The organism is Gordonia sp. LMA484, assembly GCF_058129505.1.
Genome location: NZ_CM176700.1, coordinates 6,313,572 through 6,339,944, shown reverse-complemented (window position 1 = coordinate 6,339,944; position 26,373 = coordinate 6,313,572). Strand labels below are relative to the sequence as shown.

At 67.5% G+C, this 26,373-nt stretch carries 25 protein-coding genes; 9 read left to right on the top strand and 16 right to left on the bottom strand.

Annotated elements, in window-relative coordinates; translation table 11 throughout:
- Positions 1-33 precede the first annotated feature (33 nt).
- Complete coding sequence (locus AC4AMJ_RS28170) at positions 34-1,968, top strand: DUF2339 domain-containing protein (protein ID WP_489916241.1); 1,935 nt, start codon at positions 34-36, stop codon at positions 1,966-1,968.
- Between the two features lie 36 nt (positions 1,969-2,004).
- Here the strand turns inward: AC4AMJ_RS28170 and AC4AMJ_RS28165 are convergent, their stop codons facing one another.
- The 4 genes from AC4AMJ_RS28165 to AC4AMJ_RS28150 all read right to left on the bottom strand — a co-directional run bounded on the left by AC4AMJ_RS28165 (position 2,005) and on the right by AC4AMJ_RS28150 (position 6,404).
- Positions 2,005-3,495: a DHA2 family efflux MFS transporter permease subunit gene (locus AC4AMJ_RS28165; RefSeq protein ID WP_489916239.1), complete on the bottom strand. Its 1,491-nt coding sequence runs from the start codon at positions 3,493-3,495 to the stop codon at positions 2,005-2,007.
- Positions 3,496-3,514: 19 nt separating this feature from the next.
- The gene (locus tag AC4AMJ_RS28160; protein ID WP_489897813.1) at positions 3,515-4,399 is read right to left on the bottom strand and encodes an aldo/keto reductase; all 885 of its coding nucleotides are present in this window, start codon (positions 4,397-4,399) and stop codon (positions 3,515-3,517) included.
- A gap of 332 nt (positions 4,400-4,731) precedes the next feature.
- Positions 4,732-5,601, bottom strand: a complete 870-nt coding sequence (locus AC4AMJ_RS28155) for an IS5 family transposase (RefSeq protein WP_489896485.1) — start codon at positions 5,599-5,601, stop codon at positions 4,732-4,734.
- A 359-nt stretch (positions 5,602-5,960) separates the two neighbouring features.
- The gene (locus tag AC4AMJ_RS28150; protein ID WP_489897814.1) at positions 5,961-6,404 is read right to left on the bottom strand and encodes an Hsp20/alpha crystallin family protein; all 444 of its coding nucleotides are present in this window, start codon (positions 6,402-6,404) and stop codon (positions 5,961-5,963) included.
- A 176-nt stretch (positions 6,405-6,580) separates the two neighbouring features.
- Between AC4AMJ_RS28150 and AC4AMJ_RS28145 the strand changes: the two genes are divergently transcribed.
- Together AC4AMJ_RS28145 and AC4AMJ_RS28140 are read left to right on the top strand one after the other, a co-directional pair.
- Positions 6,581-6,739, top strand: coding sequence for a hypothetical protein (locus AC4AMJ_RS28145; protein ID WP_489897815.1), 159 nt, complete (start codon positions 6,581-6,583; stop codon positions 6,737-6,739).
- Positions 6,736-6,978 (top strand): DUF3263 domain-containing protein, encoded by a 243-nt coding sequence (locus AC4AMJ_RS28140; RefSeq protein WP_489916237.1) that lies wholly within the window; start codon positions 6,736-6,738, stop codon positions 6,976-6,978. Before AC4AMJ_RS28145 ends, AC4AMJ_RS28140 begins: the two co-directional genes overlap by 4 nt.
- Before the next feature lie 161 nt (positions 6,979-7,139).
- Here the strand turns inward: AC4AMJ_RS28140 and AC4AMJ_RS28135 are convergent, their stop codons facing one another.
- Complete coding sequence (locus AC4AMJ_RS28135) at positions 7,140-8,108, bottom strand: LacI family DNA-binding transcriptional regulator (protein WP_489897816.1); 969 nt, start codon at positions 8,106-8,108, stop codon at positions 7,140-7,142.
- Between the two features lie 168 nt (positions 8,109-8,276).
- Between AC4AMJ_RS28135 and AC4AMJ_RS28130 the strand changes: the two genes are divergently transcribed.
- From AC4AMJ_RS28130 to AC4AMJ_RS28110, 5 genes are read left to right on the top strand one after another with little or no spacing between them, the layout of a single operon-like run.
- Positions 8,277-9,554: an amidohydrolase family protein gene (locus AC4AMJ_RS28130; protein WP_489916235.1), complete on the top strand. Its 1,278-nt coding sequence runs from the start codon at positions 8,277-8,279 to the stop codon at positions 9,552-9,554.
- Between the two features lie 11 nt (positions 9,555-9,565).
- Positions 9,566-11,011, top strand: a complete 1,446-nt coding sequence (locus AC4AMJ_RS28125; protein ID WP_489916233.1) for an FAD-binding oxidoreductase — start codon at positions 9,566-9,568, stop codon at positions 11,009-11,011.
- The gene (locus AC4AMJ_RS28120) at positions 11,008-12,087 is read left to right on the top strand and encodes an ABC transporter substrate-binding protein (protein WP_489897819.1); all 1,080 of its coding nucleotides are present in this window, start codon (positions 11,008-11,010) and stop codon (positions 12,085-12,087) included. The genes AC4AMJ_RS28125 and AC4AMJ_RS28120 overlap by 4 nt, the downstream gene beginning before the upstream one ends.
- Position 12,088: 1 nt before the next feature.
- Positions 12,089-12,901, top strand: coding sequence for an ABC transporter ATP-binding protein (locus AC4AMJ_RS28115; protein ID WP_489897820.1), 813 nt, complete (start codon positions 12,089-12,091; stop codon positions 12,899-12,901).
- Positions 12,898-14,499: an ABC transporter permease gene (locus AC4AMJ_RS28110; protein ID WP_489897821.1), complete on the top strand. Its 1,602-nt coding sequence runs from the start codon at positions 12,898-12,900 to the stop codon at positions 14,497-14,499. The genes AC4AMJ_RS28115 and AC4AMJ_RS28110 overlap by 4 nt, the downstream gene beginning before the upstream one ends.
- Positions 14,500-14,568: 69 nt before the next feature.
- Here the strand turns inward: AC4AMJ_RS28110 and AC4AMJ_RS28105 are convergent, their stop codons facing one another.
- The 10 genes from AC4AMJ_RS28105 to AC4AMJ_RS28060 all read right to left on the bottom strand — a co-directional run bounded on the left by AC4AMJ_RS28105 (position 14,569) and on the right by AC4AMJ_RS28060 (position 22,947).
- On the bottom strand, positions 14,569-15,177 hold the full coding sequence (locus tag AC4AMJ_RS28105; protein ID WP_489897822.1) for a VOC family protein: 609 nt from the start codon (positions 15,175-15,177) through the stop codon (positions 14,569-14,571).
- 60 nt (positions 15,178-15,237) lie between these two features.
- Complete coding sequence (locus AC4AMJ_RS28100) at positions 15,238-16,029, bottom strand: DUF1275 family protein (RefSeq protein WP_489897823.1); 792 nt, start codon at positions 16,027-16,029, stop codon at positions 15,238-15,240.
- Positions 16,026-16,469, bottom strand: coding sequence for a RidA family protein (locus AC4AMJ_RS28095; protein ID WP_489897824.1), 444 nt, complete (start codon positions 16,467-16,469; stop codon positions 16,026-16,028). The genes AC4AMJ_RS28100 and AC4AMJ_RS28095 overlap by 4 nt, the downstream gene beginning before the upstream one ends.
- Positions 16,456-18,054 (bottom strand): gamma-glutamyltransferase, encoded by a 1,599-nt coding sequence (locus AC4AMJ_RS28090; protein WP_489897825.1) that lies wholly within the window; start codon positions 18,052-18,054, stop codon positions 16,456-16,458. The genes AC4AMJ_RS28095 and AC4AMJ_RS28090 overlap by 14 nt, the downstream gene beginning before the upstream one ends.
- Complete coding sequence (locus tag AC4AMJ_RS28085; protein ID WP_489897826.1) at positions 18,051-18,407, bottom strand: Rieske (2Fe-2S) protein; 357 nt, start codon at positions 18,405-18,407, stop codon at positions 18,051-18,053. Before AC4AMJ_RS28085 ends, AC4AMJ_RS28090 begins: the two co-directional genes overlap by 4 nt.
- 43 nt (positions 18,408-18,450) lie before the next feature.
- Positions 18,451-19,911 (bottom strand): aldehyde dehydrogenase family protein, encoded by a 1,461-nt coding sequence (locus AC4AMJ_RS28080; protein ID WP_489916231.1) that lies wholly within the window; start codon positions 19,909-19,911, stop codon positions 18,451-18,453.
- A 1-nt stretch (position 19,912) separates the two neighbouring features.
- Complete coding sequence (locus AC4AMJ_RS28075) at positions 19,913-21,139, bottom strand: NAD(P)/FAD-dependent oxidoreductase (RefSeq protein ID WP_489916229.1); 1,227 nt, start codon at positions 21,137-21,139, stop codon at positions 19,913-19,915.
- Entirely contained in the window at positions 21,136-21,519 is a 384-nt protein-coding gene (locus AC4AMJ_RS28070) for a Rieske (2Fe-2S) protein (protein WP_489916227.1), read from the bottom strand. Before AC4AMJ_RS28070 ends, AC4AMJ_RS28075 begins: the two co-directional genes overlap by 4 nt.
- A gap of 69 nt (positions 21,520-21,588) precedes the next feature.
- On the bottom strand, positions 21,589-22,308 hold the full coding sequence (locus AC4AMJ_RS28065; RefSeq protein WP_489916225.1) for an iron-containing redox enzyme family protein: 720 nt from the start codon (positions 22,306-22,308) through the stop codon (positions 21,589-21,591).
- A gap of 189 nt (positions 22,309-22,497) precedes the next feature.
- A complete protein-coding gene (locus AC4AMJ_RS28060) occupies positions 22,498-22,947 on the bottom strand; it encodes a GlcG/HbpS family heme-binding protein (RefSeq protein WP_489897831.1) in 450 nt (149 codons plus the stop codon).
- Between the two features lie 208 nt (positions 22,948-23,155).
- Between AC4AMJ_RS28060 and AC4AMJ_RS28055 the strand changes: the two genes are divergently transcribed.
- Positions 23,156-24,817 (top strand): PucR family transcriptional regulator, encoded by a 1,662-nt coding sequence (locus tag AC4AMJ_RS28055; RefSeq protein WP_489916223.1) that lies wholly within the window; start codon positions 23,156-23,158, stop codon positions 24,815-24,817.
- Here the strand turns inward: AC4AMJ_RS28055 and AC4AMJ_RS28050 are convergent.
- Complete coding sequence (locus tag AC4AMJ_RS28050) at positions 24,804-26,306, bottom strand: MFS transporter (RefSeq protein WP_489916221.1); 1,503 nt, start codon at positions 26,304-26,306, stop codon at positions 24,804-24,806. The two genes, AC4AMJ_RS28055 and AC4AMJ_RS28050, sit on opposite strands and share 14 nt — an antisense overlap.
- Positions 26,307-26,373: the final 67 nt, after the last annotated feature.

Genomic DNA, 26,373 nt, shown 5'->3' with positions numbered 1-26,373 from the left:
GTCCTCGGGCGCCGGGAAACCGAAGCTGGAACCATGAACCCCACCTCCGGTCCCATCGACTCGCCCACCGACGTGCTCAACCGCCTCAGTACCGAATTCGCCGACATCACCCGACGCATGTCCACGGTGTCCGCCGACGTCGCAACCCTGCGCACGCTGCTGTCGAGCCCCGCGCCGCACGCCGCGGACGCGGGACAGTTCCGGCCGGCACCGGCAGCGATCGCCTCGCCGGTCGTGCCGCCCCTGATGGGTCCGCCACCCACCTTTCCGCCGCCACCCCAGACACCACCCTGGCCGTCTCCGCCGCCCGTCCAGCAGCACCCGTACTCCCCGGGCGCGTATCGTCCCGGACCGTTTCCGCCGATGGCACCGATCCCGCCCCGTCCGCCGCTGTCGGAGCGGGTCGCAGCGGCCTCCGAACGCGGTCTGATCGGCAAGCTGCTCGCCGGGGTCGGGGTGGCCATCACCCTGATCGGGGTTGTGCTGTTGCTGGTCCTCGCCGCCGAGGCCGGCCTGCTGCGTCCCGAGGTCCGGGTGGCCGGCGGCGGCGTGCTGGCGACCGCACTGTTCGGTATCGGCGTCTACCTCGGCCGCCACCCCCAGAAGCGTTCCGGTGCTGCCGCATTGGTCGCAACCGGCGTGGCGACGGCGCTCTTCGACGTACTCGCCGCCACCGCGATCTACCAGTGGCTGCCGTCGTGGATGGCGGTGCTACTGGCCGGGTTGCTCGCCGGCGGCGGTCTTGTCGTCGCCCACCGCTGGAACAGTCAACCCCTCGCGTTGATGGTCGGCATCCCGATGGTGGCCTTCGCGCCCTTCCTCACCGACGGTCCCGGAGCACTGCTCGTCGCGTTCCTGCTGTCCTTCACGGCCGCAACCCTGTGGATCCAGGTCGGTCGCGACTGGACGGCGATGTACGCCGTCAACACGGCGGCCGGCACCCTGCCGCTGCTCTCCTACACCACACTGTTACCCGCCCCGGACCGCTGGTTCTTCGCCGTTGCGGCGTCGGTGAACCTGCTGCTCGCGCTCGTCTCGGCGCTGGTGTTGCTGCGCTCGTCGACTCGCCCGATGATCCTGGCGCTGGTGTCGGCGGCAGCCGTGCTGCCGATGATCGCCGTCGCGGAAACCGCGGATACGGTGGCGACGGGTCTGCTCGGCAGCGCCACCCTGGTGCTGACAGCGCTGGCCGTCGGCGGTGGCCGAATCCCGGCGTTGACGATTCAGATCCGGACCGTGTGGCTGGCCACGGCTGCGGTCACCGCGCTGGTGGCGCTCGGCTCGGTGCTCTCCGGCGCCGGACTCGCAGCCGGTACCGCCGGCATCGGCCTGGTGACCGCGGTGGCCGCCGGTGGCTCGACGCAGATGTCGCGGCCGCTGCGTGTCGTCGCCGCAGCGTTCACGGTGTTCGCGCTTCTGGCGATGCTCGCCGTCGGTGCGGTCGAGCAGCTGGTGGATGCCACCCTCGTCGACACCGACGACCAACTGATGTTGCTGATCGCCGCGATGATCGCGTTGGCCGCGGTGGCACAGCTGACCTGGTCGTGGGGCCGGACGCTGTCTGGTTCGAATCTGCATCTCCTCGTCACGGCCGGCGGCCTGATCGGCCTCGGTCTCATCACCCAGATCTGCGTTGCGCTCGGTGCGGTGATCAGCGGCGGTACCGTCGAGGGCTTCCGCGCCGGCCATGCCGCCGCCACGATCGTGTGGGTTGTCACGGGGGCCGCGGGGCTGTTGTGGACGCGTCGGCGCCGCGGCAGCGGCCGGGGTCTCACGCTGACGGTGAGCCTGGCGATCGTCGCCGCCGCCGTGGCCAAGCTGTTCCTCTTCGACCTGGCCGCGCTCGATGGCATGTTCCGGGTCATCGCGTTCATCGTCGTCGGTCTGCTGCTGCTCTCGCTGGGCGTCGCCTACGCGCAGTCACTCAGCTCGGCCGACGAGCGGGCGCGCACGGCCGCGCGCATGTAGTCCCGGTCCATCCGGTCGTCGGGGTGTGGGTCTCGATCATGAGCCCCGCGCCCCGGCGACCGGAGCGGGCTGTTGACAGGCATGATTGACCGCTGGTTGGACGTGCGGGGTGAACTCGATGCCCGTGCGGATACTGATCCCGGCGACGAGTCCGCCCGCGGCACAGCAGATGGCGGCGATGATCATCGCGGTCACGAATCCGTCGCCGAGCGCCTGACCCGGCCCGGTGTCGAGGCCGGCCACCACGGGCAACACGGCCACCGCCAGCAGTCCGGCGAACCGGGCCACCGCGTTGTTCACACCGGCCGCCGTTCCGGCTCGCGCAGGATCGACCGCGCCGAGCGCGGCCGCAGTCAGTGGTGCGACCGTGATCGTCATCCCCAGTCCGAAGACCGCCACCGCCGGCAGGACCGCAGTGGCATAGCCGGCACCGGGGACGATCCGAGCCATCAACCCCAGCCCCGTCGCCGCGATGAGGGGCCCGACGGTCATCGGCAGGCGAGGCCCGGTGACCTGTGCGAGCTTTCCCGACCAGGGCGAGCCGAAGAGCATGATGACCGTGCTCGGCAGCGTGGCCAGCCCGGCCTCGAGGGCCGAGTAACCCATGCTCTGCTGCAACTGGAGCGCCAGGAGGAACAACGCACCCCCCAGCGCCGCGTACACCAGCAGCGTGGTCACATTCGCACCGGTGAACTGGCCTGAGCGAAACAACCCCAGCGGCAGAAGCGGATTCGGCGCCCGGGACTCGATGACCACGAAGGCGACCAGCGCGCCGACACCGACCACCGCACAGACGATGATCCCAGCGTTCCATCCCCGCGAGGGACCCTCGATCAATGCATAGATCACTCCGCCGATACCCAATGTGACCGCGACGGTTCCGGCGATGTCCAGCCGGCCGGTGCCGGCGGGGTCACGCGATTCGACGACGTGCCGCAGCGCGATCCACATCGCACCGATGGCGAGCGGGACGCTGAGGAAGAAGACCCAGCGCCAGGAGACCGAGTCCACCAGCCAACCGCAGACGAACGGCCCCAATGCTGTGGTGGCACCGGACATTCCCGCCCACAGCCCGATGGCCCGTCCCCGGTCCTCGGCGGCGATGCCGCCGTCGATCAACGCCAGGCTGCTCGGCACCACAGCCGCCGCGCCGATCCCCTGCACGATCCGGGCAACGATGAGCCACTCGACGGAGGTGGCCAATCCGCACGCCATCGACGCGAGCGCGAAGAGACCGAGGCCGATCACGAACACCCGTCGGCGGCCGTAGCGATCGCCGGCGACGCCACCTGTCAGGAGCAGTGCGCTCAAGGTCAGCAGATAGCCGTCGAGCACCCATTGCTGGCCCTGCAAGCCGGTGTCGAGATCGCGTGCCATCGCGGGCAACGCGACGTTGACCACCGTGCTGTCGAGGAATGCGACGCCCGACCCCAGAACAGCGGCGGCGATCAGCCAGCGACCCGCGGGCGACGCGACTGCGACGCCCGCGTCGTCGCCGGCCGGGGCCGCCGCATCCTCGGTTGTCATCGGCTGGGCGCCTGCGGCCTCAGGCCTCGGGGATCTCGACGCCGTATTTCTCGCGCGTCATCACCTCGGGTTCGGGTCCACCACGCACACCGGTGTCCAATGCGTCGATCGCCGTGAGTTCGTCGGCATCGAGGGTGAAGTCGAAGACGTCGAAGTTCTCTGCGATGCGCGACGGGGTGACGGATTTCGGGATGACCTGACGTCCTTGGTCCAGATGCCAGCGCAACATGACCTGCGCCGGCGACTTGCTGTGCTCGGCGGCGATGTCGCTGATCACCGGGTCCTCCAGCGTCGAACCGTGCGAGCCGTCGCGGTAGAAGGTGATGCCCCCGATCGGCGACCACGCCTGGGAGATGATGCCGTGTTCGGCGTCGACGGCGAGCAGGTCGGACTGCCGGAAGTATGGGTGTACCTCGATCTGGTTGACCGCGGGGACGATCGAGGTCGCTTCGAGCAGGCGGGTCAGATGGTCGGGCATGAAGTTGCTGACGCCGATCGCGCGCACCTTGCCGTCGGCGAGCAACTTCTCCAGCGCGCGGTAGGCGTCGATGGTCAGATCGAATTCACCGGGCAGCGCTTGATGCAGGATCAGCAGGTCGATCTGTTCGACGCCGAGCTTGCCCGCGGATTTGTCGAAGGCATGCAACGTCGAGTCATAGCCGTAGTCGGTGATCCAGATCTTCGTCTCGAGGAAGACCTCGGACCGATCGAGACCCGACTTGGTGATCGCGGCGCCGACGCCGCTCTCGTTGAAGTACGCAGCGGCGGTGTCGATGTGCCGGTACCCGACGTCGAAGGCGGTCGACACGGCCGTGGCGGTCTCGTCCGGCGGGGTCTGGTACACCCCGAATCCGAGTGCGGGCATCTCAACGCCGTTGTTCAGGGTCAGTGTCGGAATGGTCATGGCCCCACCGTAGGCCGCAACCAATGCGGGTGGGAGGGAATGCTGGGCCACGGACTGTTGGTACCACCCCGATCCGAGGACGTGACCGGCAATGTTTGCACTCGGAGCGGCGCCCGAACCCTGGGAACCGAAGCGCTGGCGAAGCCGTCCCCAATCCCTGAAGAGGCCCGTCGCTGCGAGCGAAGCCGCCTCCGATCCCTGAGGAGACTCGAAGCGCTAGCGGAGCCGCCCCCGATCCCTGAGGAACGGAGCGACAGCGGAGTGTCAACCGATCCCTGAGGAACGGAGCGACAGCGGAGTGTCAACCGACCCCTGAGAGCGTGTTTGAAAACTCAGGCAAGTTTGGCCAGTCGTCGTGACATGGTAGCGATGAGGGCGATGTACACCATGTTTTCGTGGTGGTCGGGTCGGGTTTCGTAGTCGCGGACGCAGCGGCGGTGTTTGACGATCCAACCGAAGGTGCGTTCGACGACCCACCTGCGCGGTAGGACGTGGAATCCAGTCATGTCGTCGGTGCGTTTGACGATCGTAACGGTTAGTGCCAGAACGTTTTTCGCCCAGATAAGCAGTCTGCCGCGGTAGCCGCCGTCAGCCCAGACCATAGTGATGGTGGAGAACTGGGCGCGCAGCGCGGCCAACACTCGGGCACCACCGTCGGCGTCCTGGATGTTGGCGACGTGGACCACGATCGCCAGCAGCAGACCGGTGGTGTCGACGGCGATGTGGCGTTTGCGTCCGTTGACCTTCTTGCCGGCGTCGTAGCTGCGACTGGCACCGGGCACGGTATCGGCGCCGGGGATCGATTGAGCGTCGATGATTGCCGCGGTCGGCAGCGGGTTGCGGCCGTCGGCCACGCGCAGCATGTCGCGGAGGCAGTTGTGGATGCGGCGCCACGCTCCACTGGTGACCCAGCGGTGGAAGATCGCGTAGACGGTCATCGCGGGTGGGAACTCCGAGGGGAGTTGTCGCCAGGCGATACCGCCGCGGACAACATAGAAAACGGCGTCGAGAACGGTTCGGCGACACCACTTCTCGGGTCGGCCACCGCGTCCTGCGGTGTTCCCGGCCGGTGGCAGGAGCGGTTCGAGGACCGCCCACTGGGCATCGGTGACACTGGAGGACGGATAGACCTCGCACCGATGACCAGACCCGTGGGTGGGGGTCGGGCAGGACGGGCACGCACCGATGGGTGATGATGGCATGGTGAACTCCTGGTGAGTACGTGTTGTTAGCACTCACTGACCTACCAGGAGTTCACTCAAATCCCATCCGTCACACGCCGCACATCCGAGTTTTCAAACACGCTCTGAGGAACGGAGCGACAGCGGAGTGTCACGAAGGGCGGCCCTTCGTGACGCTCGCACGCTCGCTCCTCAGGGACCGGGTGGTCGCCAACGCACGCTCGCTCCTCAGGGACCGGGTGGTCACCAACGCACGCTCGCTCCTCAGGGACCGGGTGGTCACCAACGCACGCTCGCTCCTCAGGGACCGGGTGGTCACCAACGCACGACCGCTCCTCACCGGGATCGAGGCGGGGAGACTCGCGACCGCCCCCTTCGGATCAGTGCTCGCCGGCGGCTATCGCGTGCGAACGACCGGTGCTCTCGACGGCGATCTTCCGCGGCTTCGCTCTCTCTGCGAGTGGGATCGTCACGGTCAGCACCCCGTTGTCGTAGTTGGCGCTGATCCTGGTCGCGTCGATGCCGTCGCCGAGTGTCAACTGGCGGCGGTAGGTTCCGGAGAACCGCTCACTTGTCAGCCACTGCACGCCCTCGTCGGACGGCGCGGTGCGTTGCGCCGACAACGTGAGCACCCCGCTGTCGACGTCGACATCGATGGAGCCGGGATCGGCCCCGGGCAGATCCGCGACGAGCATGTAGTGGTCGTCCACCTTGTAGAGATCCAACGGCATGAAACGCGGGGTTCGTTGGGTCCCGGCCAGTGAACCGGTCATCAATCCACGAGCAAGAGTGTCAACATCGCTGAAGGGATCGAACCGAAGCACAGCAACTCACCTCCTGAATCCTGCTCCCCGCCAACCGTTGACGGGGAAACTCATCGCTGTACACACACCAAGATAGCGCTACCGAGCCCAGAGTGCTAGCACTCCGGCAACGAGAGTGCTAAATGTTTGAACATCGCGATCTCGGGTAGTTCTCAACCGAGCGAAGGAGGCCCATCGTGACCACACCTGAGGACGACGCCACCGAGGTGGTGTGGCCGGACCCCTCCCCCTTGGCGGGATGGTGGACCACCGTGATGACACCGGAACCAGACAAATCACCCGAATCCGAACGTGGCGAACCAGACCCGCCCCCACCCGTGCGGGGTGCGGCATGATGCACACCGAGCAGACCGAATCCGACATTCTCGAATTCGCGAAACGGTGGGCCCGTTACGGCGGTGGGCCGCCCGGAGAGATCCGTGACCGTTTTCGGATGTCCGAGCCGGAGTTCTTCCGCTCCGTCCTGCAGCTCATCGATGGCCCGGGCCGAGGTGCGTACGCGGAATCGACCAGACGCAGGATCAGACATGTTGCCCAGCAGCGACTCTGGCTTCGGCGCGCCGGCCAGACATGAGACCGCTGGGCGCATTCCAGGACCGGTCACAGATCCCGATACGGCAGGGTGAGCCCCGCTCGAGCGCCCCGCCGACATCGATCTACAAGGCCTGTCGGCGAGCGCGGGAGCCGCGACGAGGCGTCAGGCCGCCTCCATTGTCTCGGTCAACCAGTCCCCACTCACCGCTCGACAATGCTCGCTTCGAAGACCCGACTACCGGGTACCGCTCCCGTCTCGATCAGTTCGATGAGCATCTGCGCGGCCGCAGCCGCCTGTTCCTCGCGGCGAGTATCCACGCCGGTCAGCCCGGACAAGCGCGCGACCATCCCCTCCGCGGTCACCACCTCGACATCCGCGCCGGCATCGGCAATGGCCGAAACACAACCGATGGCAATGGAATCCAGGGGCGCGTAGATGCCGTCGACGCCCGGGTGAGCAGCGAGCAACCGGCGGGTGGCGTCGGCCGCCGACGGCGTGCGACCCGCACTGGTGTCGATGACCTCCACGATGGGCGTCACCCCGATGTCGGCGCACAGCGCTCGGTAGGCGTCGAGTGTGCCGACCATCATCTGCCGCCTGCTGTCGTCCACAAGCAACGCGGGACGACCCCGTTTGTTGCGTGTGAAGTGGTCGAACACGAGAGACACAGCACTCGACCGGTCCAGTGACACCGAAGCCACCGCGGACCCGTCCGCCACGCCACCGATCACGACGACGGGGATCGCACGGGCGTGCAGCGTGGTCAACAGATCGCCTTCCGGGTCCGGATCGATCAGCAGCACACCGTCGACCGACACCTCACTGATCCAGGTCCGCTGATCCGATGGCGGCATGAGAACCAGGGCATACCCCTGCCGCAAGGCCTCCGTCGCACCGGCAAAAGCAGTACGCATGTACCAGTCGAAACGACTGTCCCGATCGGGCGACTGGTCGGCCTCCAGTGCCGTGACCAATCCGATCGTCTTGCCGCTGCCGGTCCGCAGGGCCCTGGCGCGCGGGTTCGCCGAGTAGCCGAGGTCGGCGGCGATGTCCTTGATCCGTTCGCGGGTGCGGTTGTCGAGCCGGCCCTTGTCGTTGAGGGCATGCGACACCGTCGTCACCGAGACACCCGCCGCCGTTGCGACGTCTCTGATCGTCGGTCGACTCACGCCTCTCCTATCCACCGCATGCCTTGTATGTACGCGAAACCGCTGTGAAAAACGATTTCGCAACGCAAGGGTAAAGCGAGTTCACGTGACCGTAACGCTCGGGAGGCATTCTGGACCGCGTTGCTAAAACGTTTTTGCGCATCTCTGCGGTGGGCGGACAGGAGTGGCATGACGATGACGACCGCGTACATCAACGCGACGGTGTTCCCCGTGCACGAACCGGGAGCAGATCCGTTTCGCGGTTACCTCGAGACGAAGGCCGGGGTCATCACGGCTGTCGGTGTCGGCGACCATCCCGGTGGCGCACGCGTCGTCGATCTCGACGGGGCACTGGTGCTGCCCGGCTTCGTCTCCGCGCACAGTCACCTCTGGCAGAGCGCATTCCGTGGTCTCGCCGACGGATGTGGCACCTTCGCCTGGATCGAACGACTGCACAAGCGATTCGGTCCGCTGTTGACCGAGGGTGACATGTACGCGTTCACCGCCTTCGGTCACGACGAGTTGCTGCGCAACGGGATCACGACCGTCTGCAACCACACCCACGACTTCGGCGGCGGACCCGACGAACAATGGCAGGCCGCACTCGACTCACCGCAGCACACCGTCTACTCCTTCTCGTCGACGCGGTCCGCGTCGCCGGCCGAACGCCTCTCCGACATCGAGAAGTTCGCCGCACTCGCCGCCGACACCCGCGATGCGATGTTCGGGCTGTCGGTGAACACCACGGGGCTCATGGCTGTCACGGACATGCGGGCCGAGGCCGACCTGCTGCGCGACCTCGGCTTCGGCCAGCACGCGCACCTTCTGGAGGACCCCGGCGTCGCAGCCGACCAGCAGGCGAGTTGGGACGACCTCGTCTCTGCCGGGCGCGTCGACCACAACACGATCCTCGCGCACTTCATCCACACCACGGACAAGATCCGTTCCGATGCAGCGCGACTCGGTGTGTCGATGGTGTGGAATCCGCTGTCCAACGGCCGACTCGGGTCCGGAATCCCCGACATCGCCGGCTATCTCGCCGACGGAATCCGGGTGGGCCTCGGCGTCGACGGCCAGGCGAGCGCCGACGTCGCCGACCCGTTCCAGAACATGCGCACCGGGCTCTACCTGGTGCGGGCCTTCGCGCAGTCGGCTTCAGTCATGAGTGCCCGGGACATCCTGCGGCTGCACACCATCGGCAGTGCCCAGGTCCTCGGGGTCGACGACCGGGTCGGCAGTCTCGAGGTGGGCAAACGCGCCGACTTCGTGGCACTGAAACCGGCACATCCGGTGCGCGACGCCGACCCAACCGACCTGTGGGCGCTGGCGGTGTTGTCGTTGTCGGCCAGTGACATCACCGGCGTGTACGTCGATGGCACCCGCGTGAGCTGCGGTGTCCACGAACGCACCCCGGATCTCGTACACGACGTCGGCGACCGCGTCGCCCGCCTCTACCAGAACATCTGAGAAGGGAAACCATGTCCATCACGAACACCGATCTCACCGGGATCGCAGCACTGTCTGCTGCACTCGGGGGCATCGACCACACGGCAGAGCCGCGCAAGGTGAAGCTCAAGAGCCGCGACCGCTTCGCGCAGAGTCCCGTACTGCGTGAAGTCCTCAAGGGCAAGACCGGCGACATCTACATCACGCCGCGCACGAAAGACGAACTGCGGCAGACCGTTGCCGCGTGCGCCCGCCACCGGGTACCGATCACGATCCGCGGCGCCGGCAGCGGACAGTTCGGTCAAGGTGTGCCGCTGACGGGCGGGGCCATCATCGATGTCACCTCCATCAGCGGCGTGGTCGCCGCGCGGCCGGGTACCGTCCGCGCGCTCACCGGCACCGTCATCGCCGACATCGACACCGAGATACGGCCCACGGGTTGGGAACTGCGCCACCATCCGTCGACCGCACGACACGCCACGATCGGTGGTTACATCGCCGGCGGACATGCGGGAATCGGAAGCTGTCAGTGGGGAATCCTACGAGACCGCGGGAACATCACCGCGGTGGAGATCATGACGGTGGAAGACGAGCCACGACTCATCGAGCTGACCGGCGCCGATGTGAACACCGTTCATCATGCGTACGGCGCGAACGGCATCATCACCGAGGTCGAGATGCCGACGGCACCCGCGTGGAACTGGCGCGAGGCGATCATCACGTTCGCGACATTCGCTGCTGCCGTGCGGTTCTCCATCGACATCTGCGAGAGCGACGGGATGCTCAAGAAGTTGGTCTCCCCGCACGCCCATCCCCTTCCGACGTATCTGCCGAAGATCGCCGATCACGTCCCCGACGGTGATGCAGCCGTTCTGCTCATGGTCGCCGATCACAACATGCCGAACGTCGTCGACCTCGCCCAGATGTGTGACGGCACCATCCGGTACGAGTGCGCCGAGGGCGAGGGCAGCTACGGCGCACCCCTGTACGAGTTCACCTGGGGCCACTCGATGCTGCACTACCAGCGACACAACAAGAAGTTGATCGGCCTCCTCGCGCTCTACCCCCATCGCGATCTCTACGAATCCATCATGCGGATCGCCGACGACTTCGCCGACGTCGGTCCCATCCATCTCGAGATGAAACGCATCGACGGCGGACTGTCGGCGCAGGGTTCACCCGTCTTCGAGTTCGAGAACCAGGAACAGATGGCCGAGATGACCCGGCGCCTCGAGGAGGCCGGCCTGGTCATCGCCAACACGCACACCCCGACTCTCAAATCGAGTGGGATGAAACCGTGGACCGACAACGAGTCCCGTTTCAAACGCGAGGTCGATCCCTACGGACTCCTGGCTCAGGGCAAGTCGGATGACGAACGCACCGACGACGTCCACGCCTCGACCGTCCTGCCCAGCAGTGGATGGTCCTATCGACTCACCGATACCTCTCGTCTGTCCACCTCAGGAGATCACCGATGACCACGCCATCCGCCCGTCCGATGGACCGTCGCGGCTTTCTGCGTCTGCTCGGCATGACCGGCGCCGTCGTCGCCGGCGGCGCCACGCTGGCCGCCTGCAGCGGATCATCCAATGCCGCATCGACCTTCGGGGTCACCCAGAATGGCACGAAGTACGGTTCGGTGCCGATGCAGCTGGGCTGGATCAAGAACGCCAACTTCGCCGGGGAGTATTTCGCCGAGGAGCGCGGGTACTACTCACAGGCCGGCATGGAGGTGTCGCTGATCGCCGGCGGTGCCGCGGCCACCGGCGTCGAGGCCGGCATCGACACCGGAAAGGTGTGGGTCGGCACGTCCACACCGCAGAATGCCGGTGCAGCGGTGGCCAAAGGTGTCCCCGTCAAGATCGTCGGCGCCACCATGCAAACCAGCCCGAACTGCATTCTCTCGCCGGCGAGCGCGCCCATCACCTCTCCCGCCGGCCTGGTCGGCAAGAAGGTGGGTGTCGCCGACCACAACGTGCCGATCTTCACTGCGTTGCTGAAGGCCAACAACATCGACACCTCGTCGGTCAAGGTGGTTCCGGTGCAGTACGATCCGTCACCACTGGCCAACGGCGAGATCGACGCACTCTCGGCGTTCACCACGAATGAGCCGATCACTCTGGCAGCCAAGGGATTACAGACGAGCTACTTCATGTACAAGGATCATGGCCTCGACATCGCGGCGCAGACGTTCGTGGTGCCGGTGTCGGCGATCGAGAATCAGCGGGACATGGTCAAGGCGTTTCTGAGCGCCGAGATCAAGGGGTGGCGCGACGCCATCGCCGATCCCGCGCAGGGAGCCGCCTACGCGGTGAGCAAGTACGGCGCGGACCAGAAACTCGATCTCGACACACAGACCAAGCTGCTGCAGGCAATGGTCCCGCTCGTCAGCACGCCGCAGACGTCGGCCAACGGACTGTTCCTCCTGACCGACGAGCAGATCGCCGCGAACATCTCCTCCCTCGGCCGCGCCGGCATCTCGTCGTCGGCCGACGACCTGTTCGACATGTCCGTGCTCGCCGAACTCTATTCCGCCGACCCCACCCTCATCTGACATGACTGACACCAGTTCCGCAGCACAGCTGCAGACCTCGTCCGGCATCGAATTGTCCGGGCTCCGAATGGAGTTTGGGACCCGACGATCCACGGTCACCGCGCTGGCCGGTATCGATGTCGCCACGCAGGCCGGATCGTTCACGTCCCTGGTCGGCCCGTCGGGATGCGGCAAATCGACCGTGCTGCGCATCCTCGCCGGACTGGAGAACCCGACATCGGGCGACGTGACGGTGCACGGCCACACCCCCGACGAGATCCGAGGGGCCGGTCGACTCGGTATCGCATTCCAGGACTCGGCCCTGCTGCCCTGGCGGAGTGTCGCCGCCAACATTCGTATGCCTCTGCAGATCGCGGGCGCGAAACCCGACAAGGGGGTGGTCGACGACCTCATCGAGCTCGTCGGACTGCAGGGATTCGCCGACGCCAAACCCGCTCACCTGTCCGGTGGGATGCGCCAACGCGTGTCGATCGCCCGTGCGCTCGTGAACCAGCCGCAGATCCTGCTGCTCGACGAACCGTTCGGCGCGCTCGACGACATGACCCGGCAACGGTTGAATCTCGAGTTGCAGCGCATCTGGACCGAACGGCCGGCCACGACTCTGATGGTCACACATGGGATCTCCGAGGCGGTGTTCCTGTCGGACACCGTGGTGGTGATGAGTGCCCGGCCGGGTCGTGTCGTCGCGACCCTGCCGATCGACCTGCCCCGACCGCGCACCGTCGAGATGATGCGCAGCAACGAATTCCATGCCTACTGCGACGAGATCTCCGCGCTGCTGTTCGACACGCATTCCGTCGAGGTGGCGTCATGACGGCCGTGACGGTGGCGAACCGCACCGCCCTCCCTCGTCCGATGGCAGTGCGCTTGTCGGTGCGGTGGTCCGGGATCACCGGTCTGGTGGCGGTCATCGCGTTGTGGTGGGTCGCCTCGGCGACCGTCTTCGCGGCGGCCGGAACCGTGCCGAGTCCGGGTGCGGTCGCATCATCGATGCTTGCCGACGGGTGGTCACTGTACGGGCCGAATGTCGGGGTCACGGCGATGTCGGCGCTGCAGGGCTTCGTCTGGGGGACATCGCTCGCCGTCGCGACCGCACTGGTCGTCACGCTCGTGCCGGCGCTCGAGGTGATCGCCACCCAGGTGTCGATCATCAGCTATTGCACACCGCTGCTCGCCCTCGGCCCGCTCGTCCTCGTGGTGTTCGGCGGCTCCACTCCGTCGGTGTTCCTGGCCGCCATCTCGGTGTACTTCACGACGATGATCGGCACGCTGAACGGGATCAAGTCCGCCGACCGGCAGTCGCTGGAACTCGTGACCGCCTATGGCGGTGGACGATTGGCTCGGCTCTGGCGGGTGCAGATCGTCTCCGCGCTCCCCTTCCTGTTCGCGACGCTGAAGATCGCCGCCCCAGCGGCCGTGTTGGGTGCGATCCTGGGTGAGTATCTCGGCGGCGTGGACACGGGTATCGGGGTGGCGCTCACCGCTGCACAAGGCTCGTTCGAGATCGCCCGCACCTGGGGGATGGCGGTCGCCGCGGGACTGCTCGCCGGGGTCGGCTACGCCGCGTTCGCCGGCGCGGAGAGGATTCTGACGCGGCTGCTGGGAATCGAGTTGGCGAGCGCTGCCACCTCGCCGCCGACCACCGCCGGTGGCCATGCCGCCGTGCGCTTCGTCGGCCAGATCATCACCGCGACCCTCGTCGTGTTGGTGATCTGGTCCGGCTTTCTGGCGCTGTTCCCGCAGGTCAGCGGGCGCGTCGGACGCACACCGGCCGATGTCGCCGCATATCTGTCGGATACGGCGAACTCGTCGGTGCTGGCATCGAATCTGACGACCACCCTGCTCGACTCGGCCGTCGGGTTCACCGCCGGCATGGTTGCCGCCGGCCTGGTCGCCGGGCTCTTCCTGCTCCTGCCAACAGTGCGGCACACCGTCATGCCGGTGGCGACTCTGCTGCGAGCCGTGCCGCTGGTGGCACTCGCACCACTGGTCGTCCTGGTGTTCGGTCGAGGCACGGCCACCGTCGCGGTACTGGGCGGCATCGTGGTGTTCTTCCCCGCGCTGGTCATCATCGCGACCGGCCTCGCGTCCGCGCCACCGGCCGCCATCGACCTGGCGAAGGCCTTGGGTGCGTCGCGATCGCAACAACTGCGCATGGCGTCGGTGCCGGCGGCTGTGCCGTCGATCTTCGTCGCCGCACGGATGTCAGTGCCGGCATCGCTCGTCGGCGCGTTGATCGCGGAGTGGCTCGGCACCGGCGAAGGTCTGGGTTCCTCGATGATCAAGGCGATCCCGGCATTCGACTACGACCAGTTGTGGGCGTCGATCGCGGCGGTCATCGCCGTCAGCGTCGTCGCCTACGCCCTGGTCGGGGCCGCCGAGCAGATCGCCGCGAAACGAATGCGAGGGTGATTGCCGCTCGATCGTCCGCCGACATCGATTTACAAGGCCTGTCGGCGGGCGCCGATACCGCGACGAGCGTCAGACGGCTTCCCACGCGAAGCCGTCCGGGTCGACGAACGGACCCGCGTCAGCGCCGATGACGAGTCGATGTGCTCCGCTGCCGTCGGGGTCGACCCCGGCGTCCTTGGCCGCGGCCTTGCGGCCGTACAGCGCGAGCTTCACCGAGCCGGGGTCACTGGCGAACTCGACGTACTTGCGGCCGAAGCTCTTTGCCACGTCCAGACCGTGTTCGGTGTAGAACTTCTTGCTCTCCACGATGTCGGAGGTGCCGATCAGGAGCACGACGTCGTCGATCTGGCGCGCTGGGGCACCGGTGTCCTTCTTGCTCGATGACGCGATCTTCCACAACGCACCGTCGGGGGCCTGGATGACGCCACCGTATCCCCAGAACGACTTCTTCGCGGGTTTGATCTCGGTGGCACCGGCGTCGAGTGCCGGTGCGATCAACGAGTCCACGACGCCGGGGTCGGCGGCGACCAGGGATAGGACGAAACCGCGGAATCCGGAGGTGGGCTCTGCACCGGCACGCAGACGCAACCGGTCGCCGATGCCGAAGGCCTTGTCGTAGAAGACCTGTGCGGCCGCAATGTCGGGAACTTCGAGGGTGATGTGAGCTATTGATGTCATGCCCATGACGCTATTCCGGGGCGCACCCTCGACGCTTCTCGATTCCTGACCGATGCTCGCTCAGGTCGTACGCCCGGTCCGCAGGTCGCCGATCACCGTCACCGACGCGCCCACCGCGGCCGCGGCCGCGAAGACCAGCCACAGCGGTCCGACGGTCAGCAGAAACGCGCCGAGTAGCGCGCCGAGGAAGATCGCCAGGATGGCCAGCAATCGGCGGTTGGCGAACGTCGCCCAGCTCGGACGTGCCCACAGCTCGATCGCCCAGACCGTGATGGTCGACGTCACGACCACGGTGGTGACGTCGGTGACCCCGACCTTGCGCGCGGCGGCCGCCTGCATACCCATGGCGGCGGCGGTCATCATCGCGGCGGTGATCTGGATTCCGGGAGTCGGATGGATCAGGCCCACCAGAGCCGCAGCCGCGGCGACCAGCAGGTACGACGATAGCAGCACCGCGGTCACCCACCTGCTCCAGCCGCTGGTGTGGGCGCGCAGGCTCACCCCGCCGATGCCGGCCCCGACGACGAAGGTGGCCAACGCCAGCACGGGACCGAGCACGGGCAGCCCGTCGGCCCCGGCGGCACCCATGCCGAGGACCACGACGTTGCCGGTCATGTTCCCGACGAAGACCCGATCGAGTCCGAGATAGCCTCCGGCGTCGACGATTCCGGTGACAAAGGTGAGCGCCAGCATCAAGCCGAGATGCAGCGAGGCGTCATCGCGACGCGCAACCCGTGCGGGCGCAGCAGTCTTCGCGGCGCCGGTGGTCTCCCCGGTGCCGGTGGTCTCCCCGGTGCCGGTGGTCTCCCCGGTGCCGGTGGTCTCCCCGGTGCCGGTGGTCTCGGTGCTCACCGGGCCACCGCCTCCGCGACGAGCGCGACCTCGACCGGCGCACCGTCCGGCAGCGCATAGACTCCGACGGCGCTGCGGGCGGGGAGTTGCCCGTCGGCGAGAAGACCGGCGAGTGCTCCCGTCGCACCATCGGCCACCGCCGACAGGCGGGTGAAGTCCGGCGCGCACGCCACGTACACGGTCATCTCCAGGCATGTGAGGCCCTCGCCGGGAGTGACCTTCGAGCGCGCGGCGGCCACCGCATTGGTGGCCGCGAGCGCGGCCGCGTCGCGCGCCTCGTCGACGCCGACGTCCGCCCCCACCCTGCCCACCACCGTGAGCTCACCGCCGCGGCGGGGTGTCATGCCCGCCGTCCGGATGGTCGCTCCCGATCGGGTCGCCGGGATGTAGTTCCCGCGCGGAACCGGTACGGCGATCGACGTGCTCTCATTCGAGGCCAAGTGCCACCCCCTCCTGTCGTGGGTCACTGCCGCCGAGCAGGAATCCGCGAGGGTCGCGGGAGATGACCTGCGCGCTGCCCCCGGCCGACTCCGCCTCGAGAACCGCGACGTCGTGGCCGCGCTCGGCGAGGGCCGAGCGCACTGCCGGTGCCATCGTGTTCTCCACACGCAACGCGTGCCGCGCGCCGATCACATTCGCGTCGGAGCCCGGGAACACCGTGAATCGCGGTGCCGCGACCGCCTCCTGCGGATCGAGGCCATGGTCGAGCAGATGGGAGATCACCTGCATGTTCCACTGCACCTGGCCGTCGCCGCCGGGAGTGTTGCCGACGGCCAGCAGTTCGCCCTGTTCGTCGGTCGCGACCCAGGCATTGAGCGTGTGCAGTGGCTTGCGCCGGGGGCGGATCTCGTTCGGATGCCCGTCGATGAGATACGCGCCGCGGCCGAGTCGGTTGTTCAGCACGATGCCGGTGCCGGGGACACTGAACTTGGCGCCGAAGGTGAAGGCCAGGGAGTGGATGAAGCTGACCGATCGGCCCTCGTCGTCGACCACCACGAGGGACGTCGTGTCACCGCCGGACACCGCGAATTCGGTTGATGCCGTGATCCTTCCGGCCAACGAGGCGCGCTGCGACCGCACCCGGTCGGGGTCGAGGATCGTTGCGGCACCGTCGTTGTCGGACCCGCAGAGCGCAAATCGGTCCTCGAAGGCCATTCGCGCCGCCCGGGCCAGCCGGTCGACGGCTTCGGCACCGAGCCATGGCGTCATTCCGACGTCACCGTCACAGAGTCCGGCCTGGTGCAGCACCATCCAGCCCGCCGAGGGTACCGGCGTCTGGTGGATGACCGCCCCGGCATACCGCGCGCTGATCGCCGGCTCGGGGTGCACGTCTGCGCCGGCCTGCCATTCGTCGCCGGAGAACGGTGCCCCGGCCGCGACCAGGGCCTCGACGCATCGCTGCGCGAGGTCCCCCGAGTACATCGACAGTGGGTCGTCGGCGAGCGCGCGGATGGTCGCCGCGAGTTCGGGCTGAGGGCGGCGATCACCGATCAACGGCACCTGCCCGTCGTCGGTGAACACCGACCGCAACAGCGGGTCGTCGCGGATCGCCCGAATCGCATCGGCCACATCGTCACGGGTTTTCGCCGAGCATGGGATGCCGCGTTCGGCCAGCCGGGCCGGGCCGGCCCACAACTCGGACAGGGACCGGGTGCCGCCGCCGGCATGCAGCGCGGCCAGCGCCGCGGGCGCGCCGGGCACCGCGACCGCCAGCGCGCCGTCCAGCGGAATCGCCGACAGCCCGCGCTCGCGGTAGAAGTCGGGTGTTCCGCCGTCGGGTCCGTAACCGCTGCCGTTGACCGTCCAGATCCGACCGTCGGGTTCGCGCACCACCGCGAAGACGTCGCCGCCGATACCGCACTGCCCCGGCAGGGTGAGCCACGTGGTGGCCGCCGCCGCGAGCGCCGCATCGACGGCGTTGCCGCCGGCGGCGAGCACCGCGAGTCCCGCGGCGCTCGCCAGCGGATGGCTGGTGGCGACCATTCCACGCGAGGCGATGGTCGGCGGTCGGGATCGCCCGGTCATGCCTGGCGGGCCTTGCGTCGCCGGGGCCCCTCGGGTGGCTCCGCCGGGTCGATGCCGACGAAGATCTCACCGTCTCGTTCCTCGCAGGGATAGGTCTTGATCGGCTCGGTGGCCGGCGGGCAGATCGGCTCACCCGTGGCGAGGTCGAATGCGCTTCCGTGACAGGAACATCCGATACCGTCCTGGACGAGCTTGCCCGAGGACAACAGACAGTCCATATGTGAGCAGTAGTTGGACGTCGCGTACGCCTTGCCGTCGAGACGCGAGATCGCGAACTCGTACTCGTCGGCATAGAACCGGCGGACGATGCCCTCGGTGACCTGGCCCGAGCGGGCAACTCGTCTGAATTCCATGGTGATACCTCGTGTCTGTCGTCGATGTCATCCGACCCGCGGGTCAGTCGACGGGGGTCAGGTAGACGGTCTTCTCGGATTGGTAGAACGCCATCATCGACGGTCCGGCCTGCTCCTTGGAGATCTGTGTGCTCGATGCCTTGTAACCACCGAACGGTGCGTTCATCGCCATGCCGGTCGTCGGCTGGTTGATCTTCACCAGCCCGGTGCGGGATGCGTCGGCAAACGACATGGCCCGGCTCAGATCACCCGTGATGATCGCGGCACTCATGCCGAACCGTGTGTCGTTGGCGGTGCGGATGGCGTCGTCGAGATCCCGCACCCGCTGGAAGGCCAGCACCGGACCGAAGATCTCCTCGCGCACGATGCGCATATCGGGCGTGGTCTCGGTGAACACCACCGGTGCGGCGAAATAGCCGTCCGACTCCGGCCGCGCCACGTCGACGACGCGCGCGGTCGCGCCCTCTGCCGTACCGATCTCGACATAGTCCTGATACTTCCGCAGTTGTGCCTGACTCGCCAGGGGGCCCATGGTGACACCGTCGTCGCTCCCGGAGCCGAGTACGAGTTCACCCGCCTTGGCGAGGACCGCCGACACCAGTGCGTCGTGGATCTCGTCGACGACCACCACCCGGCTCGTGCCGGTGCACGCCTGTCCCGACAACCCGAACGCACCCTTGACGATTGATGCGGCCGCGAAGTCGATGTCGGCGTCGGCCAACACGACCGTGGGGTTCTTGCCACCCATCTCCAACTGGACTCGTCGGTGGGGGCCGATCCCGGCGTGGATGGCGGCCCCGGCATCGGTGGAGCCGGTGAAGGTCACCGCCGCGACCCGCTCGTCGGTGACCACCGCGGCGCCCGCCGTCGCACCACCGTGGATCAACGCGATCGCCTGTGCGGGCAGCCCGCCGGCGAGGAGTGCCTCGACTAGTCGCTGCCCCATCAGCGGGGTGATCTCGGAAGGCTTGAACAGCACCACATTTCCGGCTGCGAGTGCCGGACCGAGTTTACGGGACGGGATGTTGAGGGGAAAGTTCCACGGGGTGATGGCCCCGACCACGCCGACCGGCTCGCGGGCGGTGTACACGAGGGTCTTGCCGGCCGTCGGATAGGTGGCCCCACCCGACCGCAACGCCTCGCCGGCGTAGAAGCGCAGGTTCATCGGTGTCCGGCCGACCTCGGTGGTCGCCTCGGCGCGGGTCTTGCCCTCTTCGCGAACCAGTTCGGCGATCAGTTCTGCGGCATGGGATTCGAGGTGGTCGGCGGCGCGCTCGAGGATCGCGGCACGGCGCTCCGGTGGTGTGGCGGCCCACTCGGGGGCCGCCTTCTCCAGCGCGTCCACCGCGGCGCCGACGTCGCGTGCTGACGACTCGGGGAATGTCCCGACCACATCGGTCGGATCGGCGGGGTTGATGCTCGTGAACGTCTGTCCCGTCTCGGATGCGACCCATGCGCCATCGACGAGGTTGGCGCCCTTGACCCCGGTCATGTTGTCGGTCATGTCAGCTCACCATCTCTTCGCCCAGTTCCCACAGGTCCAGGTCCTCGTCGGCCAGTGATCTCTCGTCCATGCGACGGCCGATGAGTTCCCGGGCCGCCATGATGTCTTCGCCGCGGTCGACGGCGAACGCGCCGTCGAGCACCCCATCGCGCAGATAGAACGCGGTGAACTCGTTGTCGGCGACGTCGCCGCGGATCACCAATGTGTCCGCGTCCGCCGTGTTGCCGGCGAACTGCAGGTTCATCCCGTACTGATCCGACCACAGCCAGTGCGGGCCGTCCTCGACGACGTGGTCGCCCAGAATGGATCGCGCCACGGCAGCGGCCTGCCGGTTGGCGTTGTCGAAGTGTTCGACCCGCACGTGTTCGCCGGCACGCTCCGAGTACCGGCTCGCGACGTCGCCGGCCGCGTAGATCCCGGGCACCGACGTCCGACCCACCGCGTCCACGACGATGCCGTCCGCCACCGCGAGTCCGGCGGTGCGCGCGAGTTCGGTGTTCGGTTCGATCCCGATCCCGACGATCACGTCGTCGACCTCGATCGTCTGTCCGTCGGACGGGGTCATGCGCACGCCCGACGATCCCTCCTCGATCCCGGCCAGGGCCACGCCGCACCGCAAGTCCACTCCGTTGGCGCGGTGCAGATCTGTGCAGTAGGTCGCCATCTGCGCACCGAGGCGGTCGGTGAGGATCGTGGAGGCACGTTCGACGACGGTCACCTCGACACCTAGTCCCGCTGCGGTGGCGGCGATCTCGAGACCGATGAATCCACCGCCGACGATGGCGATGCGCGCGCCGGCGGTGAGCCGGGGACGCAACCGGTTGGCGTCGTCGATGGTGCGCAGGTGGTGGATGCGATCGGATCCGTCGCCGACGCCGGGGATCCGCCGTGGGCGTCCGCCGGTCGCGAGGACGATGACGTCGGCGCTCAGCGATGTCCCGTCGGCGCCGGCCAGCGTTCGGTCGTGTGGGTCGATGCTGTCCACGCGCATCCCGGTCCGGATGTCGATCTCGTTGTTCGCCAGCCATTTCGGTGCCAACAGCGCGAGCGGCTCGACCGCCCCGTCCCCGGTGAGGAACTCTTTCGACAGCGGTGGGCGCTGGTACGGCAGATGCGGCTCGTCGCCGACGATCGTGATGGTGCCGTCGAAGCCGCGCCGGCGCAGGGTTCGGGCGGTGACCGCGGCCACCTGACCGCCACCCACGATGGCAACGCTCTGAATCCTCATGAGATCTTCCTCTGCTCGCCGCCGGCGGCGGCCCGCGGTGCGGTCAGGTTCACGTAGATGGTGTCGCCGTCGAGGCGGACGTCGTAGGTCGGCTGGCAGATGTCCTGGTCGGCTTCGTAGCCGTCCTCCAGATCGAACTGCCATTGATGGCCGGGGCAGATCACCCGGCCGTGCAGGATCGTGCCCTTGGCCAGAGAACGATCCTGGTGCACACACAGATCGGCGAAGGCGTAGATGCGCTCACCGGCCGCGAACAGTGCGATCGCGGTGTCGCCGATCTCCACGCGGAGTTTGCGCCGCCGACGGAGTTCACGTGTGGTTGCCGCGGGCAGCCATCCGTCCTCGGACACACCGACCGCATCGGTGGAATCGCTGGCCATCTCACTCACTTTCTTCCAGATCACCTCGCCCATGAGGGGTACCGTCCGGCACCCTCATGGGCCGCGGCGTCACACTCCGGACAGCTCCAGGTCGGGTGCGACGTAGGTGTCGTAGAGGCCCTTGGTGTAGGAGAAACGCATCTCCGCACCCCACTGCACGAGCTTGAGGCAGCGTTGCTGCAGCGCAGGTGTGTCGGCGCAGTCGAGCACGATCTGATAGCCACGCTCACCGTGTACGACGTCGGAGGTGATGTGCAGGTCGAAGAACTCGATCTCGTCCTCGGTGAACCCGTAGACCTCCCGCAGCGGGATGATCTGCTTCTTGTAGATGCTGGGCACCTGCGACTCGAGGCCGACCACGAGTGCTGCGGTCGCGACCACGAAGTGCTCACGCGCAGACACCGCGTAGCACCACGACTGCAGGCCGCGGGTGATCGCACTCATGTTGTCGGGGTTCTCGATTCGCTCCTTCGACGTGCCGCAGGCCTCGCCGAACTTGATGAGCAGGTCGGTGTGCCGGATGTCGGCCAGTTCCTCCTCGTACATGTTCTGCAGAGTGAAGTCCTTGGCGTCGGTGAACTCGTCCGGGGTGTTGGCGTAGATGTTCGCCAGGTAGTCGGCGAACGGTCCCACGTAGTGGTAGTGGTTCTCCGCCCAGCGGGCGAAATGCTTCTTTTCGAGTTTGCCCTCGGCCCATGCCTTGCTGAACGAGGCATCCTTGGCCTCACGTCCCTTGATCGCGTTTTCGAGGGCGGCGCGAAACTCGTCGCGCCCGAGCAGAGTCGACATTCTTGGGTTCCCTTCATGGACTGTCTCGGCCGGGTCTGCGGCCGCAGAACTCGCGACGTTGCGAGATGGATAATCGAAACCTGTTACCGATGAGCATGTTTCGACAGGTTCCAGGCTAGGTAGCGCAGTGGCGTGATACCACGGTCACTGTGACCGAACCACCGGCGCGAACCTGGCCAACGTGCACCCTCAGCCGACGGATGCCGCGACGACCGCGTCGAATTCGGCGAGCATCGCAGCACCGACGGCCTTGTCCTGCTCGCCGTTGCCGCCGCTGATCCCGACCCCGCCGACGATCTGCCCGTCGACCACGAGCGGGAAGCCTCCCACGAAGGTGGCGAACTTGCCGGGGAGCATGTGGCTGATGCCGAAGGCCTCGTTGCCGGGCAGGGCCGGGCCGTTCGGCGGTTCGTTGAACAGATGGGTGGCGCGTTCGTGACCGGCCGCGGTGAACGCCTTCGCGATCGAGATCTCGACGCCGGTGAGGCGCGCGCCGGGAAGTCGGTGCAGCGCAATCACGTTGCCACCGTCATCACAGATGCACAGGGTCTGACGGACGCCGATCTCCTCCGCCTTCGCGCGACCGGCCGCCAGAACCGGAAGCGCGTCGTCGAGGGTGATACGCAGGATTCGATGCATGTCAGTTCGCTTTCGTGTGAGTTGCCGCCGAAGTTGACGCACTGCACATGTAACCGGAGTTCGACGATCCACGAGCTGTCGAAGTTGACCTGAAAACCAGCCGACTCCGGGTTACTGTGCACATGGAGCGGTGCGGATTGGCTTGGTAATTGACTAGAGGTCCGGCGGTGCGCAGCCCAATCCGCACGACCAACCGAAAGCAGGACCGATGGAACCCCACCCACGACTGACACTGAGCGGCCTGCTCGACGAACCCCTGATGGAGGGGGCCCGCGTCGTCGCCGGGGACACGTCCGGCGACTCGGCCGTCTCCTGGGCGTTGCCGTTCTCCGAGGTGATGACCCGATACGACGAACTCGTCGCCACCGTCGTCTACGCGCGACCGGAGTCGGTGGCCGCGAAGCCGTCCAGCCTCGGCTCGCTGGTGACGCGGGGCGCGCCCGCGGTCATCGTCGACGGGCCGTTGCCGGCCGCGCTGTCGGGCGAGACGATCCCGCCGGGTCTGGTCGTCATCGAGATGGGTTTCCCGATCGGCTTCGCCGCGCTGAACAGGCTGCTCGCCGAGCGTGCACTCACCCAGGAAGTGCATGTCATGCGCTATGCCACCCATGTGCACCAGTCGCTGGCCGGTCTGCTGCACCGCGGGGCCGGCATGCCGCTGCTGCTGCGCGAGGTGTCCGCGCTGTCGCATTCACCCGCGGTGGCCCTCGACTCACGCTGCGAGCTCGTCGCCCAGCACGGACTGGCCGCCGAAGTGGTCGAGTCGGTGGCGCCCGCACTGAGCGCCCGGCTGGCCGAAGCCGGCAGCTCACCCACCAAGCTCGACGACACCGTCGACGTCGTGCTCGACGTCGACTCGGACGTGTGGACCGGCATCGCCAGTCCGATCCGGCTGGGCAAGTATTTCGAGGGGTGGGTGGTGATCCTGAGTCCGGGACACCGACCGGGTGAGCATGATCTGGCGCAGCATGAGGTGGTCGCGCACCAGGCGACGGCGATCATCGGGTCGGAGATGTTGCGGCAACGGAGCGTCGAGGAGGCCGAGGAACGTGCACGCGGTGACTTCGTGCAGGCACTCGTGCACGGGGGTTTCGCCTCGGAATACGAGATGCGTACGCGCGCAGGCTATCACGACATCGACCTGGAGGCGACGTTCGCCGTCTTCATCACCCGGGATCACGCGCGCGGTCCGGACTCGGCCGATCCGCGCGGGAGCAGCAGCCTGCTGCGGCTGGCTCGCTTCGCGGCGAGTCTGTTGCCGCACAAGGATGTTCGGTCCTACGTCACAGTTTTGGGCGATGTGCTGGTGGTCGTTCGGACCCTGCGGTCGACGACGCCTGCGGAGCTCGACGAGGAGGTCGCGCAGTACGCCATCGCCATGGCCGACGAGCTCACCGCCCGCGGGCATGACGCGCGATCACCGGTGGCGTACGGCGCGGTGGCCGTCGGCGCGTCACAGATCCGGGAGAGTTACCGCGAGGCACGTGTGGCGCTCGGCATCGCATCCCGGATGCAGCTGAGCGGCGCCGTCTCCTACCGCGACCTCCGTTCCTACGGGGTGCTCGAACCGATCGCCGAAACCGAGCGGAGCCGACAACTCGTACGCGATGTGCTCGGCCCGATTCGAGCAGGCACAGAACTGCACGACATCCTTCTCGCCTATCTCCAGCACGGCGGCAACGTCAATGCCGCGGCACGGGCGCTGAGCATGCACCGCAACACCATGCTGTCCAAGCTGGACCGGATCTCCCGGACGATCGGGTTGGACATCAAGGTTCCGGAGAATCAGTTCACGGTGTGGCTGGCGGCGCGCCTGGAACTGCTCGACCAGCTGAGCGGATCGGTGGAGCGAGAGGTCAATTTCGTCTGAGCGCCTCGGGCCGATCGCCGGCGCCCGGCTCGACATCGGACAGCTTGTCATCGGCGTCGCCTACTGCGGGATCGCCTTCCGCGGGATCGCCTTGCCCCGGTTCGACGTCGGCCAGGCGCGGTGGCTGCGGATCGCTTCCCAGGAACGATGCGGCGAGGCCGGCGGCCACCACCACCGCGCAGATGCCGAAGAGCAGACCGAAGCCACCGTGGTCGAGCGCGACGGCGACCCACGCCGCCCCCACCGCGGAGCCGCCGAAGCGCATCAGGTTGAACAGCCCCAGCCCGGTCCCCTGTGCACCGACCGTCGAGCGGGTCGAACCCGCGGCCGCCGGGGTCTGCACCATCGCGACACCGAATCCGGCGACGACGAGCACGCCGACCATCCATCCGGCGCTCTGGGTGGTGCCGGTCAGCGCGGCCAGTGCGCTCTGCCCGGCGATGAGCACGACCAGTCCGGCACGCAGGACACGACGGGCCCCGACCCGATCCGAGACGCCGCCCACCAGTGGCGCCAACACAGCCATCGTGAGCGGCAGGGCGAACAGGACCGCACCCGCGAAGCTGGTGCTGGCGCCGATCGTGTCCACCAGATACAGCGGGATGGCCAGCAGCGTCGCGCCGAGGGCGAACATCTGGGTGAAGGCGGCGCAGGCGCTGCGCACGAACCGCGGTTCGGCGGCGGCACGGACATCGATGAACGGTGTGGTGGCCCGGGCACAGTGCCATCCCGCAACTCCGAGGAGAACCACCGCGACCAACGCCAGACCGATCACGACCGCGGTACTCACGCTGTCGACGCTGACCAGGGTGACCGCGAGGATCAGCAACCCGGAGCCGACCGTCACGGTGGCTGCCCCGACCACATCGAGCCGCATCAGCCGGCCCGGGAACCGCGGCACGGTCCGCACGGTCAGCACCCACCCGAGCAGGGCGACGGGGATGAGGGGGACGAACACCCAGCGCCATCCCCAGGCATCGGCCATGAGGCCGCCCGCGGACGGACCGACCGCCTGACCGATGCCGTTCACGCTGGCCCAGGCTCCGACGGCACGGGCCCGCCGGTGCGGGCCGAACAGCCAGGCGATCAGCCCCATCACCGCCGGGGCGAACACCGCTGCGGCGAGGCCGCCCACCGCGCGCCACGCGATGAGGATTTCCAGCGTCGGCGCGGTTGCCGCGCCCGCCGAACACACCGCGGTCGCCACCAATGCGACGCAGTAGACCCGACGCCGGCCGAACCTGTCGGCGACATAGCCGGCCAGCGGCATGGCTGCGGCGAAGGTGAGCAGAAAGCCGACGACGACGAGCACTCCGCGACCGAGCGGGGCATCGAAGTCGGCCAAAATCTCGGTCAGGGGGACGTTGACGACGTTGTTGCTGACGGTTCCGACGAGGGTGCCGGTGAGCAGCGCCGCCAGTGCCAGCGGTGTGCCGGAATCACCGGCTGATGCCGACGTCGTCGTGCGTTCATCGCTCTGAGATGCCATGCCGCCCCCTGCTCGAGACCGCGGCGGCCGGCGGGCCGCGGCGGAAAACCTATACGGCATGTTTCCA